The organism is Vibrio proteolyticus NBRC 13287, assembly GCF_000467125.1.
Lineage (GTDB): Bacteria > Pseudomonadota > Gammaproteobacteria > Enterobacterales > Vibrionaceae > Vibrio > Vibrio proteolyticus.
The window spans coordinates 127,771-141,395 of record NZ_BATJ01000001.1 but is presented as its reverse complement, the minus strand read 5'-3'; the positions used below and the strand labels follow the sequence as shown (position 1 = coordinate 141,395).

The following is a 13,625-nucleotide window of genomic DNA, read 5'->3' as shown; positions in this document are numbered from 1 at the left end:
CGTCAATAACAGAGAACACTTACTAAATTAAACGGCGAGTTTTTGCTTCATGCTTTCCGTTTCTGAGGAAATAAGATACGAAAAGCCTGATAGACGCCAAGTCAGTTGTTTAGACGAATGACTTTATTTTTTCTAACAAGGTGTCTTTGTGGAATGGTTTAGGCACATAGTCGTTCATGCCAACATCAAAACATCTACGAATGTCATCATCAATAACCGACGCGGTCAGCGCAATGATGGGGGTGTGACTCAGGTTGTTTTTGCTCTCATAATCACGGATGTCTCTGGTCGCTTCAAAACCGTCCTTCACCGGCATCATGCAGTCCATAAGAATGGCTTTGTACCGTTTACCCTGATTTATGAGATCTACGGCTTCCTGGCCGTTGTTGGCAACGTCGTAAGTTAAATGCGACTTCTGCAATAACGTGGTGGCAACCAGTTGGTTAACTCGATTATCCTCAACTACCAACACTTGCGGCTGAGTGCTTAAGTTACTGACGTTTACCAAAGGAGGCGTTGTAGACGGTTCAGCTAGCCGTTCTTTTTTCGCCTCCCAGATAGGCGTGACTTGACCGAGCGCCCCATTTTCGACGTTGATTGACGGACGAAGTGCTTTTAATAGCCTTCTTCCGAGTAGAGGGTAAGTCACCAGCCCATGAACCTTACCGCCGTAGTCACGATTGCCGCTATAACCAAGGCGAATTACCGTAATGTTGGACTGTGTCACGTCACTGATGGTGTTGATGTGCTCAAGTGACTGTTTGGGTTCCGATTCCAAATACACCACGGTCAAGTTTAAGCGATGTTCATCTTGTATAAACGCCGAGACATCGTTGTACATGGCTTGGACGTTGAGCCCGAAATAGGCGATCTCATCCAATATGTGTTGATGCCAACTGAGGTTATTGTGAATCAGGTAAAAAGGCGGGATATCATCAACGACATTAACGGTGTCCGTTTCAAATTCGAGTTTGGCGTCAAAAAAGAAGCGACAGCCCAATCCTTTGTCTGAATCGAGGCGAATCTCGCTGTTCATTAGGTTTACAATTTTGTTGCTAATCGCTAACCCCAACCCTGTACCGCCAAATTGTCGGGTGGTGGAAGCATCTTCCTGAGCAAAGGGGCGAAAAATAACCTTTTGTTTGTCTTTCGCGATCCCGATCCCTGTGTCGATAACTTCAAAACGTAGCATCGCACGTTGGTTTTCTTTAGAGAGACACGTGACTTTAATTTTAATGGTACCTTTTTCAGTAAATTTGACGGCATTTGATAGCAGATTGAGCAACACTTGCCCCAGACGATACTCGTCCACGAGCAATGAAACGGGAACATCGCGGTCGATACTGATGTCCAGTACCAATCCTTTATCGGAGATGCGGCTGGTGATCATGTCTGCTGTATCAAAAATGAGTTCGCGAATGTTGGTTGAGTGGAGCGACAAGCGCAGTTCACCGGATTCAATTTTAGAGAGATCCAAAATATCGTTGATGAGCCTCAATAAATGCTGAGAAGAGGTCTCAATGGTGCTTAGGTATTCCCGTTGGCTGGCATACAGCTTGGTTTCGGACAGTATCTCGGAGATACCTATGATGCCATTTAGTGGTGTACGAATCTCATGCGACATATTGGCAAGAAAGCTGCTTTTTGCCCGATTCGCTCGTTCTGCTTTCTCTGCCTGTTGGCGGGCAAAGTCGCGCGATTCAATCAGATGACGCTGATTTTCCCGTCGTTCTTTAGTCAGTGTGTTAATCTTTTTAGCAAATTCTGCAAGTTCATCATTGCCTTTTACCATCACAGTTGATTGCGACGTATTGGTGTCGGCGTCTTTGAGAAAATTAAGAATTTCTGGCAGATAACCCGCAACGCGGTGGGCTAGGTTGAGACTGATGGTAAAGATGAATACGGCCAGTAAAGAAACCAGCGTGATAAAAGCGAGACGTTTGGTTTTGAAATCCGCCACTTTGCTGTTGAGTTCCCGAGTCAGGCCGATTTCAATTTGTCTTGCGACGCTATTAAGCAATGATAAGCGCTGATCCAGACTTTTAAGCCCATCTCTGATCGCTTGCTCCGACATATGAGGCGCCTCATCGTTGTTCAGCAGTTGATCACGAAACCGGGCACTGGATGAGAATGCCGGATGCGAAAACGTGTTCAACAGCATCTGAACATGGCTTTTATCAGCGTTAATCACCAAAAAGCGCTCAATATAAAGTTTCTGAAAATCGAAGTAGTTCTGAATTCTCTCATGGTTGTCATGGTGAACCTGCTCTGTGGCCCAACTGTCGTTTTGACGAGATTCGCGATGGAAAAACCAGTTTTCTTCAGCAGCCCAAAGCATTAACCATTCAAGTTGATACAGCGCTTTTAAATGTCCTTCAATCGTCGGAATCCCTGTGTGAATATCGACTTTTTCCAGGTGCAACAACATTTGCGAGTGGAGTTCTGCCAACCAAGTGGATAACTCGTCGCTCTCTTTCATGCTCTTGGTCTGAAACAAATCGGATTGAGTTTCTGACATGTCTAACAACAGGTTATTGATAAAACCTGCGTCCTGTTGAGGAAACGCAAGAGGAACAAGCTCATGCATACGATTGAACCGCTGTTGCTGTTTGGCGGCCTGATCCGCGATTTTGTCTGGGTGAATGCGCGCGATGTGAGACTCGCGGTGGTTAGTGGAAAGCAGTTGGATAAACTGGATATCGTGCGAAAGAATATCAATATTCTTCAGTTGAAAAGAGAGCTCGCCAATTTTTAGATATGCCAGATAGACGATGGTAACCAGCGGGACTACAGCCAGAATCATCACTTTATTTTTCATTTTAAAGTGGTTGAGGGAAAGCATAACGTCTCGTTTTTTATCAAGGCTTATTGGTAACTTAGTAAATTTGAATGCACATACAAGAAAACCTAGTGGGTAAGATAAAGATTATTGGTAAGTTTTTGTGTAGAGATTACCAAGCGGCGACTGACGGGCTAAGTGGTGAGTGATAATATTGGCGAAATAGTATGCAAAGGATGGCATTTACTGTGAGCGATGTTGTTTTGCCCTTTGACACATTGAAACGCATAACACGATATTGGCCGAGTTCTGAAAGTTGCCAACGCATTGAGCCCGTTACGACTGGTGCAACCAATCAGATCTATCGGCTCTCTGAGCCAGAAACGTTCTATCTGAGGCGATTTAAAACCGGCGAACCGCAAAAGATCATTCGTGAACATGCTCTGGTGGCGAATCTGAGTGAGCAGGCGTTACCTGTCGTTTTACCACTATGTACAACGGATAATCGGACCTGGGTTGAGGAGATAGGCAGTTTTTTTGCACTGTATCCTGAGGCACGAGGTGAGATTGTAAGCCAATTAAGTTTGTCTCACGCGAGGGCGGCTGGCGAAGCATTAGCCCGGCTGCATCTGGGGCTGGTCGGTTACCGGCAAGACGGTTTCCCTGCCATTCCATTGCGTTGGAGTCAGTCAAGCTGGGTCGCTCGACTGCAAGTTATTATCGACAGACTGCAGTCACAGGCAAATCCTACCGATACAGAACGTTGGGCTTTGATTCGCGCTAAACAGCAGCAACAGTTTTTGGCCAGTGATTGCAGCATCCACCACTATCAACCTGTGTCCAAACCGCAGCTTATTCATGGCGATTATCATCAATACAATATATTTTTTGATGCAAACCGAGAAGTCAGCGCCGTGATTGACTGGGATCTGGTGTGTTGCATGCCAGTAGGCTATGAGATCGCTCGTGCGTGTATGTACATGTTCCAGTTAGACGCCGGACATTGTGCGGAGTTCGTCCGTGGTTACATCAAGTGGTCTCCGCTAACGAACGAGACGCTGGATGATGGGGCGAAAGCGTGGGGCATCTATGCCGATCATCATGTGTGGGCTTTGGAAGCCGTCTATCTTCACGGCAATACAGCGGCAAAAAAATTTATCCCTCATCGAGAGTTCGTCCCTTTCATGCAACGCTGGCGAGCGATGTTGGAGCATACAGGTTTAAGGAATGATGTTGCGAATCATGTTTAACTTGAAGAGGAATAAGTGTCGAGATGAAAGGAGTCAGTATGGACAAGATTTTTGAGTATGTTTCGTTCTTGCTGATCAAAAACGACCAGATACTGCTGGAGCAGCGTTCTCCTTTCAAAGAATCTTTAAGAATGCTACTCACAGACCGTACGAATTAAAATGGAGACGTCCGTGTCCCACACTTTCATTATCGGGTATTGACCAGTACGCCAACCGTTTCCGAAACGTTGCTCGCGCCTTGGTTGATTTCACTGATAACTCGTTCGGCTTCCGAAATCTGTTGATTACAGGTCTCGACCATGTGCTGAAGTGCCTTCATGGTTGCCAGCGCTGAACCTGTCAGTTGGGTATTTTTCTTCACAATGGTTTCAATCTCTTCCGTTGATGCAGTTGTGCTGGAGGCAAGCTTACGGACTTCATCGGCCACGACAGCAAACCCGCGTCCTTGTTCACCAGCTCGAGCGGCTTCAATCGCGGCATTTAAGGCCAGCAAATTCGTGCGTTCAGCGATCTGGCTGATGGTTGATACTATCTGATCAATTTCCTGAGACTGTTGATCTAAGCCGCTCATGATGTCGTTTGCTTCGTCGATCTGTTGCCCCATGTTGTGTGACGCTGACGTTATATCGGCCAAGACATTGGCTCCACGCTCAGAGCTGGATACCGTTTGTTGCGACGTCGAATACGCCACTTCTGCTGCTTCTCGCACAGCAATCTGATGATTGACGCGTTCAGTGATATTGCTGGCAAATTTAATCACGCGTTCAACTTGTCCATGGTGGTTCTTGATTGGGTTATAACTGGCTTCCAACCAAATTTTTTCACCGTACTTGTTGATACGGCCAAACAGGCCTGACTTGAAGACTCCTCGCCCAAGATCCTGCCAGAACTGAGGTTGCTCCTGGTAAAAAGATTCTTCACAAAAAATGTGGTGGTGCTTGCCCGCAATCTCATACTGGGTGTAGTTCACTGTAGCGAGGAAGTTATCGTTGGCGCTGACGATAGTGCCATCAGGTTCAAATTCAATCATCGCCAAAGATTGATTCAGCGCGTTCATAATGGCCGTTTGACGATCGGATTCATGCTTACTTGAAGTCACGTCGGAGGCGACTTTCATGACTCGGCAAACTTTTCCTGATTCATCAACTACAGGGAAGTAGCTCGCTTCCAACCAAAGCTCCTGACCCGTTTTCGTCACGCGTTCCACAGTGCCGGTATAGCTGCCACCGCTAGCCAGTTCACGCCAGAAGCTTTGATACTCGGCTGAGCGAAGGAGTGCCTCCGGACAGAAAATCCGGTGATTTTGCCCTCGTATCTCGTCGAGCGTGTAACCGACCGTGGTGAGAAAGAGATCACTGGCGGTAATAATATCGCCATCAGGTGTGAACTCGATGGTCGCCATGTTGTGCTGAAGTGCATTCAAAGTGTTCACAGCAAGCGCTGTTTGCGCCTGCTGTTCTGTCGCTTGGGTATCTTTGGTGAATAAACGGCTCAGAGACTGAAGTATTGGCATGACAAGTTCCTAAATCAGGATAGACAGTACAAAAAAACTGACGAAAATTTGTAATTATTGGCCTAACTGTGTGTATTTATAATCTTTGTTCCGCATTGTCGGGGTTTAAAATGTGCTACACCAGATTTATTTTTGAGAATAGACTCAATAGGTGTATTAACAGACAAATTCATAGCGATAGATGTGTTTCAAGATGTAAACTCGATGTCTACGTGTTTTCGTCTCACCGGGATCACCCAAGAGGAAAAAGCGGCCGTATCGTCGTAAAGGAGTGCTGACGAGGGACGACACGGCCGAATGGAAAATGTCAGCGTCCGCGCCCATCAAACATCACCTTCAACGTTTGTGCGATGATCATTCCATCCATTGCAAGCCAGCTTTTTAGGGAAGTGAGAGACAATGCGTAGCTGTGGTCATAACCTACCTTTCTACGTACATCATCGATGCAGGTATCATATCCTTGGTTAATCTGAGCGAGTCCGGTAATCCCTGGCATCACGCCATAAGTTCGGTCGGTAAAGTAGGGAATGGAATGTTCCAGTTTTCCGTAAAAGCAAGGGCGTTCTGGACGCGGTCCAATTAACGACATTTTTCCTCCCAACACATTGAGTAGTTGCGGAATTTCGTCCAAACGGGTTTTGCGCAGGAATCGACCACTACTGGTAATGCGTGGGTCATTCTCGGAGGCCCAGACAGCGCCAGAGCGTTGCTCTGCGTCCTGATACATGGTGCGGAATTTAATGATGTCGAATAGTACCATTTTGTCTGGCATCGATTTTCCGACACGAGTTTGGCGGTAGAACACCGGACCTGGAGAGTCGAGCTTGATCGCGGCGGCGACCACCAACATCACTGGCATTAACAAGATTAATGCTGTGAGCGATGCGAGAAGATCGAAGCTTCTTTTTGCGCAATGCACGCACAAGAGATTGGATTTGCGAATGATCATGATGTTCTCCTTAACGATTAACCCGAGTCCAGCGGCCGGATTCAAGGCCAACCAGGTATTTCAGACCTCCCAACAGGTTGGCCAGATGACCGGCGATCAGGTAAGTAATGAGATTAATGGGCTTCCAATTTTTTAATCGGGGTATAAGACTGCCTGCTGCCGCAATAGCAAACAGCAGCAATTGAGTAAAAAACAGAGTTCGGAATAGCGTGTAATCGTGAAGCAATGCAGATGTCGCGATGCACAGCAGCATCAAGTAGGGTGTTAAAAGTCGCAGGCCCTTGCCAGACAGAAACGCGAATGCAACACCTTTGTAACGAGGTAAAAACAGGCTTCTGAGCTGAATGAGCTGTTGCATATTCCCTGCTGAAATTCTCAGGCGTCGACGAAAGTCCGCGCTTTGATCGGTCGTTTCCATTTCTAATGACATAACATCGTCTGCATAGTGAGTACGATAACCTTTGCGTACGATGTTCATTGGGAGAATAAAATCATCGTTGATAGTGCTTGCTTGTAATGGCTCAAAAAGATGCGTCCGAAACAGATAAAAAGCGCCGTGCGCACCCAGCGCAGAGCCCAGAGATGCTTCTTTTTTACGCACGTGATGTTGGTAATACCAGTAGGCTTCTTCAGCGGTTGACTCGCTTTGCAACAATCGATAGTAGCTGTCTACTACGCCGACAGCCGGTTTTTTAAAGTGTTGCTCTGCGACCAGCAACGCATCTACCGAAATCAGTGCCGATACATCACTGAGTGCGGTAATGTCGGACTGAATACGCGACATGACATCATTGATCACTGCGACTTTGCCGCGATTTTTATTGAAATCAAGTATTTCGAAATGGGTTTCGTCGCAGATCCCTTCTTGAATGGTGTCCTGAGCAATCGCGACGGTGCGGTCTGTACATCCGTCACAGGCGATGTAGACAGTGAGTTTGTCACGCGGATAATCCAAGGTGGCAAGATTACGAATTTTGTCAGCGATCCAACGCTCTTCATTATACGCTGGAACCAAGATGGTCACAGATGCGCGTTTGCGATCTTTCTTGCTGCAACGATAACCCCGTATTACATCGACAGGCTGTTGCTGTGGGTGACGCGCAAAATACCAGGACAGCAAAATGGGATAACCGACGTGATGATAGACAATCAGGACACCGCTACACACGCAAATGAGCATTAAAAGTAAGTCGTTCATGCGATGTCCTCTTTGCTAAGCTGAGCATAAGCAGAAATCATCTGGCGTACGTCGTGATGTTTGACAACAAAAGCTCTAGGAGTAGCGCGTTCTGCCAACATGATGCGATAGAGGATGGCTGCGGCCAGCTCTAAAGGCGATTCACTGTGAATCAGGGTTCCAGAATCGGGACAAAGCGTTTCTCTGGTGGCTCCCACATCGCTCGCGATAACAGGGATATTGCATGCCTGAGCCTCAAGAGGGGCGAGAGGAAGTCCTTCTTGTCGAGAGGGCATGCAATAGAGATCCAAAGATTGATAAAAGCGAGGCATTGAGTTAACCAAGCCCAGAAAAATCACTTGATCGTGAACTTGACAGTGGCGGGCGAGTCGTTGCAATCTCGCCAACTCGCTGCCACTTCCAGCAAAGACAAGGTGGATTTCAGGAGGTAGGTAAGTCAGAGCTTTGATCAGGATATCTTGACCTTTCACCGCTTCTAATCTGCCTGCACAACCGATCAGGCAAACCTCTTTAGGGAGTTTCATGTATTCACGGGCGAGAGACTGGCTACCGGGTTTGAATTTGTTGCAGTCGACACCATTCTTTATGGTGACAATGTCACTTCTCGGAAAGCGTTGCCTCAGGTCGGCGTCAATGAGATCAGCATCGGCCACCATGCAAGGTTTCACCATCTCCAAAATCCATTTTTGTAATAAAAACCGTCGCGGACTCTCAAGATGCCAGGCGTCGTGCTCAGTATGAATGCGGTGTGGTACTCTAGCTAACCGGGCAGCGATACCTGCATACAGCAATGGACCAATATGATGAGTATGAACAACATTAGCACGCAACAACTTCAATAACTTTGCAATGCGGCGAATGAGCGCAAAGTGAACACCTGGCGGTTTACCGAGAAAAATCAGCTGGTCGGCAAAAGGGGCGAGTTTAGGCCAGTTGCGAAGAGCTGTATTCTTGTCGCCTTCCAGACTGACAATCAACACATGTTCCGACGGCGCGGCGAAACTCAGAAAGTCCAGAGCCATGGCTTCAATGCCACCGGGCGCTAAATACTGAACAACATGAATAACCGTTTTCTTGAGTGGAGTTAGCATTATCTGCTTCCCTTACGTTGTTGTTTTATTACGTATTGCAGGTAAAGTGCCAGCTTTTATTTTAATAAGATTCAATGGTTTATGTGTGTTCTGTGTGCTTTTTTTAATTTGCATCTCAATGTGATTGTATCGGTGACACTTTAGGAATTGTAGTGATCACCGGGTATCCGGTCAGTGACACGATCTCTTCCTTTCGGCGAACGCTGGTATCAAACAGTTCCGTGACCGTCGCAAGGCTGATGCCCAGTGCAATGCCCGCAAACAATCCAGCAACCAAATAGACGATAAGAGGAAAATTTGATGAGCCAGAAGGCGTGTAGGGTAGATCGATGATCTTTACTCGTTTGTTCTCTTCGAACATCCCCAGTGAGCCCGTTAACTGCGCCATTTCATAACGCTCTAACAACTGATCGTACAGTTCCCGTTTTATCTGCGTGTCCCTTTGGAGATACGACAGATCGCGTGCAACATCACCGAAGTTATTCACTCGTTTTTCCAAATCGCTGATCATGCCTGCCAGACTGCGTGTTTCTTCTTTTAAAGATTCGTAGCGTCCACGTTTGATTTGTAAGCTGCCCAGTTGCGCGACCAACAGCGGCTGATAATCGTCTTTCTTTGTGAGCACACTGCTGCTGGCTATGTCCCAGAGCTGATCACTATTGAGGTAATGCTGCTCAGCGGAGATCAAGGTCGCTCGTTCATCTTCCAGTCTAGCCAGTTCTCGTTTTTTGGCCTGAACAGCGCTGTGATTGTCTGTGTACTTCGCACGCAGCAGCGTCAGTTCGCTGCGGATTTCGATGATTTTGTCTTCGATTCGCCCGATGACCGGGTTGGTTTTGGATAATTGCTGATTCAAACTACCGAGGCTTTTTTCCACCCCGGCGAGTTCGGCTTCTTTTTCTGCCAAACTTTGCTTTAAAGCCGCGAGACGGGCAAGATTTTGATTCTGCATTTCCGGAGTTGAATCGGAATAACGATTTTTAAACTCAGCCAATGCTTGCTCGGCTTGATTGAGTTCTTTGAGACGTTTTTCAATATGGATGGTCAGAAACTCGCTGGAATCCTGAATTGACGAACGTTCCGGTGCCAGTAGCTGATCAATGAAATGTTCACTGACGGACTCCAACAAGGCTTTCATGCCCTCAGGATGACGACCGACGAGCTGAATTTGAATGAAGTCTTTACCTAGCTGGCGTACTGACAAACTGGTAGAAATTTTAGCAATGATGCGTTCTATCTCGGCGTGCGGTGTTGCTTCGTCCGCCAGATTCAGCTCCAAAGCGACGGATTTAAGCACATGACGGCTTTTGAGCAAGGTACTGAGTGCGTTGATTCGGTCTGTCAGTTGAGTGGATACCGCTAAGTCTTCCAAAAACGGATTCATTTTGGCGGTTTCCTGAATCAGCATACTGGTGTGAGAGCGATATGTATCCGGAATCATCGCGCCAATCAGTCCGCCTAGTATCGGCATGATGAGAGCGGGGAGACAAATAACGTAGCGGCGTCGCCAGGCGGCCGATAATATGATGATAATGCGGTATTTCAGCTCATTCATAACGCCTCCAGCCAATTGTTCAGTTGTTCACTGCGCTGATTCCAACTCTCACCTTGTAGTAGTTTTTTCGGTATGGGCTTTGTCGTCGTTTCGAGATCCATACAGTTTGAAAACTCGTCAGCATTTCGGGCAACGTTGACGTAGTGACGATAGGGGTCTAATGCAGGAAATGGGGTGCTGATCACCCGAGTACCTGTGGCGAGATACTCACGCAGTTTAAGAGGGTTACATGCCTGAATTTGCTGGTTAGGCAGGAATGGCAACAGAGCCACGTCCCAATGCTGACTGTATTGAGGCAACAGATGAAAAGGTTTGGGCCCCAGGTAATGCACATTGGAAAGTTGTGGCAGAGGATAATGCGGCGTGCGAATAGGGCCGACAAACACAAAATCCCAATCGGCGCGCTTTTCGCATAGCTCACTCAAAAGTGAGTAATCGAGCCAGTGTTCAAGGCTGCCATAAAATCCTGCCGACGGTTTCCCTGTTGAGGGCATATCCTGAGCCTTTGGCGCCGGACGGGTAAAAAGCTCCAAATCAACGCCGTGAGTCAATACCCGGGACTTTTCCGCGGGAAATTGTGCTTGAAGTGTGTCACTGGCGGCGATGACCAGATTCGCTTTGTGGACTAAACGCCTTTCATGCTCAGCGACCACCTGGTGATCCACACCACTTAGCGCAGAAAAATCGTCGCCACAGTAATAAACCACGGCAGACTCACCCAGCTCGCCGCATAAATCAGCAGCCGTCGGCAGTGACGTCCATAGAATCGGTTGATGAAGCTTGAGAGTGCGTAGGGCCCGGTTTAATTGATACCGCATCAGGGTTTTCGCACACCAGCGAGCAGCGTCAGACGATGGTGCAGGAATTGTGTGAAGGTTGATGACCGTGATGTTTGGGTGTAGGTGATTCTCAGGAAGTAAATACTGTTCTGCAGCGCCGCCGAACAGCTTGTTCCAAGCACGGTATACATCTTGGCGGTTGAGCTTGGGCTGTCTTAGGCCAATGGAGTTTACCCACAATATCTTGCGCACGTCTGCGAGACGAGTGATCAGATGCTGAGTACTCGATGGCAGCCCGCCAAAATCTTCCCCAAAGACAATGAGGTCACGCATGATGTGCCTCCTCCGCAGACGTTGTAAGATGACGAATGACTTTTGCCGGATTGCCTGCTGCTAGGACATTGGCTGGCAGGTCATGGGTCACGACACTGCCTGCAGCGACCACTGTGCCTTCGCCAATTTCGATGCCACATTGAATGATCACATTGGTACAAATCCATACGTTTTTTCTCAGTACGATCTCACCGATTTGATGCGGATCGTCAGCCTCTCCGCGAGCCCTTCGAGCGGCATCAAGCGGGTGGCCTGAATACCCGAACAGGAAACACCCGGCAGAAACACGAACATTGTCTTCTATGCGTACTCGTGTGCCGACTGAGATTGTGGTGCGCCAAGCAATACCTACGTTGTTTCCGATCTCCAGCAGTGGCTGAGCGGCAGAAACACGACCAGAAAAAGTCGTTTGGCCTGAAATTCGACAGTCATCGCCTATACAAATCTTAAGTGGCCCGAGAACCTGTGGCGTTCCCCCATAAAGGAATAATCGTTTGCCGACTTTGTCTGCTTTCCCTTTAAAAGCGGGCAGGTGAAGAAAGGTGTGTGTGAATGCCGACCAGATTGAAAGGAATAAGGTTTGCAAGCTAGCCAGAAGGTTATTGTAAAAAGTTGGGGTGGGTAGGTTTTCCGATCTGAGTTTTTTCAATATGAAAAACACATTGCGAATACCGGGATTCGGGTGATGTTTAAGCCAGACCTTAACATGACTGAGGGTGAGTGCGTTCATACGTGTCTCCAGAATTAAACCTTGTTACCAGATTTAATCACAGAGCATGCCAAGTTATTATTTACTACTTATCAAATGTTTACAGTTGAATTTGAGTTGGTGGATGCTGGGTTCTCATTTTGAGAATAGATATGCGTGATGTGAACAACGGCAATGGCTAAGCCAGAAAGAATGTAAATTGGCCAGTTAAAACCTTGAGTAAGAAAGGTGCCGGATACGATGGTCCCTATCAGGCCAGCATACACCGCGTTGGCAGCGGTGCGCAGATTGACCGGATAATACTGTGGGCGATTGTCCATCTCTCTTAACACTTGGCGCATGAGACGAAAGAGGGAAACCAGCAATCCAATGAACACAAATAACCCCAGAAAACCCGTCTCGGCTAGAATACCGAACCAGGTGCTGTGAACCGCATGCGGCAAACCGTCCCAGTGAGTGCTGTAAAAGTAATAGTTGGCAAAAAAATTATCCAGGCCCACTCCAGTGAACGGATTAGATAATGCCATGTTAAAAGCGGCTTCCCAGGCATAGAGACGTCCCATCGCCGATGCATCGATACCAGCTTCCGCGGCGCCGCCTGAAGCGCGACCTGAAATGCCGGCTACGGCGTATAACACAATCGCTAATGCGAGCCCACCCAAAATCAGCAGAATTTTTGATCGTACATATTTCATCGCAAAAATGCCGATAACGGCCATTGAACCGAGTAACCCGCCGCGGCTTTGCGTCGCAAAAACCGCGGAAAAAGACAACACAATGGCAATGATAGCCAGAAAGCGCAGTAAGCATGGTTGCTCTTTGGTAAGGAGTAAGCTGATGGAAAAGGCGAGCGGAAACATCAGCACTAGTGACAAATCGTTTGGATCGCCGAGCATAGATCCAATATCTCGTCCAATGGTAACCCGGCTGCCTTCCACGAGTCCGATGTTATTGATGTAGTTGCTAAGCGCAACACAAGCAACCAACATACCCGCAGCCACCACTACTAAAGAAACGTTGCGTAGCTGACGCGTATCGGTGATCAACCACGCAATCGCTAATGTCATCACCATGATTTTCCAGTAAATGTTTTTTATGTATTGAATAGCCAGTTGCGGCTCTGTTGAAAACAGTACGCCAATAATCGACAGTGCCCAGAAAATACAGAGCCAGGTCAACGGTCGGTGCCAGTGAGGTTTGATTTTGCGGCTGATGGCAAAATGCCAGGCCAGTGAGCCGAGTGAGCCTAGCGATAACAATAACGGGATTTTGAGAGAATAGAGCGCGGGAATCGCTTCATGAATGCGGAAGAAACTGAACACAATAAATAAGATGACCAGCCAAAAGGTGTAGCGAAAAGCGAAAATAATCGCTAAAGGCAACAGTCCAATCGCGACGGGCACGACTGGGTGTTGCAAAAAGAACCAACCAGCAGCCATCATCAAGATGGTAGCAACCATCAACAAAAT

At 47.5% G+C, this 13,625-nt stretch carries 10 protein-coding genes; 1 reads left to right on the top strand and 9 read right to left on the bottom strand.

From position 1 onward, the window contains the following. Positions 1-109: 109 nt before the first annotated feature. The gene (locus VPR01S_RS00610; RefSeq protein ID WP_021703343.1) at positions 110-2,842 is read right to left on the bottom strand and encodes a hybrid sensor histidine kinase/response regulator; all 2,733 of its coding nucleotides are present in this window, start codon (positions 2,840-2,842) and stop codon (positions 110-112) included. A 185-nt stretch (positions 2,843-3,027) separates the two neighbouring features. Between VPR01S_RS00610 and VPR01S_RS00605 the strand changes: the two genes are divergently transcribed. Beyond that, a complete protein-coding gene (locus VPR01S_RS00605; protein WP_052035710.1) occupies positions 3,028-4,029 on the top strand; it encodes a phosphotransferase in 1,002 nt (333 codons plus the stop codon). A 187-nt stretch (positions 4,030-4,216) separates the two neighbouring features. Here the strand turns inward: VPR01S_RS00605 and VPR01S_RS23130 are convergent, their stop codons facing one another. The 8 genes from VPR01S_RS23130 to VPR01S_RS00565 all read right to left on the bottom strand — a co-directional run bounded on the left by VPR01S_RS23130 (position 4,217) and on the right by VPR01S_RS00565 (position 13,616). Then, on the bottom strand, positions 4,217-5,542 hold the full coding sequence (locus VPR01S_RS23130; RefSeq protein WP_021703341.1) for a methyl-accepting chemotaxis protein: 1,326 nt from the start codon (positions 5,540-5,542) through the stop codon (positions 4,217-4,219). 307 nt (positions 5,543-5,849) lie between these two features. Further along, positions 5,850-6,491 carry a sugar transferase gene (locus tag VPR01S_RS00595; protein ID WP_021703340.1) on the bottom strand — a complete coding sequence of 214 codons (642 nt, stop codon included), beginning with the start codon at positions 6,489-6,491 and terminating at the stop codon, positions 5,850-5,852. A gap of 10 nt (positions 6,492-6,501) precedes the next feature. After that, the gene (locus tag VPR01S_RS00590) at positions 6,502-7,689 is read right to left on the bottom strand and encodes a glycosyltransferase family 2 protein (protein ID WP_021703339.1); all 1,188 of its coding nucleotides are present in this window, start codon (positions 7,687-7,689) and stop codon (positions 6,502-6,504) included. Further along, positions 7,686-8,780 carry a glycosyltransferase gene (locus tag VPR01S_RS00585; protein WP_021703338.1) on the bottom strand — a complete coding sequence of 365 codons (1,095 nt, stop codon included), beginning with the start codon at positions 8,778-8,780 and terminating at the stop codon, positions 7,686-7,688. The genes VPR01S_RS00590 and VPR01S_RS00585 overlap by 4 nt, the downstream gene beginning before the upstream one ends. A gap of 115 nt (positions 8,781-8,895) precedes the next feature. Beyond that, the gene (locus tag VPR01S_RS00580; RefSeq protein WP_021703337.1) at positions 8,896-10,335 is read right to left on the bottom strand and encodes a GumC family protein; all 1,440 of its coding nucleotides are present in this window, start codon (positions 10,333-10,335) and stop codon (positions 8,896-8,898) included. Next, positions 10,332-11,447, bottom strand: coding sequence for a glycosyltransferase family protein (locus tag VPR01S_RS00575; RefSeq protein ID WP_021703336.1), 1,116 nt, complete (start codon positions 11,445-11,447; stop codon positions 10,332-10,334). Before VPR01S_RS00575 ends, VPR01S_RS00580 begins: the two co-directional genes overlap by 4 nt. Further along, positions 11,440-12,177, bottom strand: coding sequence for an acyltransferase (locus tag VPR01S_RS00570; RefSeq protein WP_021703335.1), 738 nt, complete (start codon positions 12,175-12,177; stop codon positions 11,440-11,442). The genes VPR01S_RS00575 and VPR01S_RS00570 overlap by 8 nt, the downstream gene beginning before the upstream one ends. A gap of 71 nt (positions 12,178-12,248) precedes the next feature. Continuing rightward, on the bottom strand, positions 12,249-13,616 hold the full coding sequence (locus VPR01S_RS00565; RefSeq protein WP_021703334.1) for an O-antigen ligase family protein: 1,368 nt from the start codon (positions 13,614-13,616) through the stop codon (positions 12,249-12,251). Between the last annotated feature and the right edge of the window lie 9 nt (positions 13,617-13,625).

Excerpts from the sequence above, each read along its gene's own strand:
- VPR01S_RS00610 (WP_021703343.1), bottom strand. The coding sequence starts at position 2,842 with ATGCTTTCCCTCAACCACTTTAAAATGAAAAATAAAGTGATGATTCTG.
- VPR01S_RS00590 (WP_021703339.1), bottom strand. The coding sequence starts at position 7,689 with ATGAACGACTTACTTTTAATGCTCATTTGCGTGTGTAGCGGTGTCCTG.
- VPR01S_RS00585 (WP_021703338.1), bottom strand. The coding sequence starts at position 8,780 with ATGCTAACTCCACTCAAGAAAACGGTTATTCATGTTGTTCAGTATTTA.
- VPR01S_RS00565 (WP_021703334.1), bottom strand. The coding sequence starts at position 13,616 with ATGGTTGCTACCATCTTGATGATGGCTGCTGGTTGGTTCTTTTTGCAA.
- VPR01S_RS00570 (WP_021703335.1), bottom strand. The coding sequence starts at position 12,177 with ATGAACGCACTCACCCTCAGTCATGTTAAGGTCTGGCTTAAACATCAC.
- VPR01S_RS23130 (WP_021703341.1), bottom strand. The coding sequence starts at position 5,542 with ATGCCAATACTTCAGTCTCTGAGCCGTTTATTCACCAAAGATACCCAA.
- VPR01S_RS00580 (WP_021703337.1), bottom strand. The coding sequence starts at position 10,335 with ATGAATGAGCTGAAATACCGCATTATCATCATATTATCGGCCGCCTGG.
- VPR01S_RS00595 (WP_021703340.1), bottom strand. The coding sequence starts at position 6,491 with ATGATCATTCGCAAATCCAATCTCTTGTGCGTGCATTGCGCAAAAAGA.
- VPR01S_RS00575 (WP_021703336.1), bottom strand. The coding sequence starts at position 11,447 with ATGCGTGACCTCATTGTCTTTGGGGAAGATTTTGGCGGGCTGCCATCG.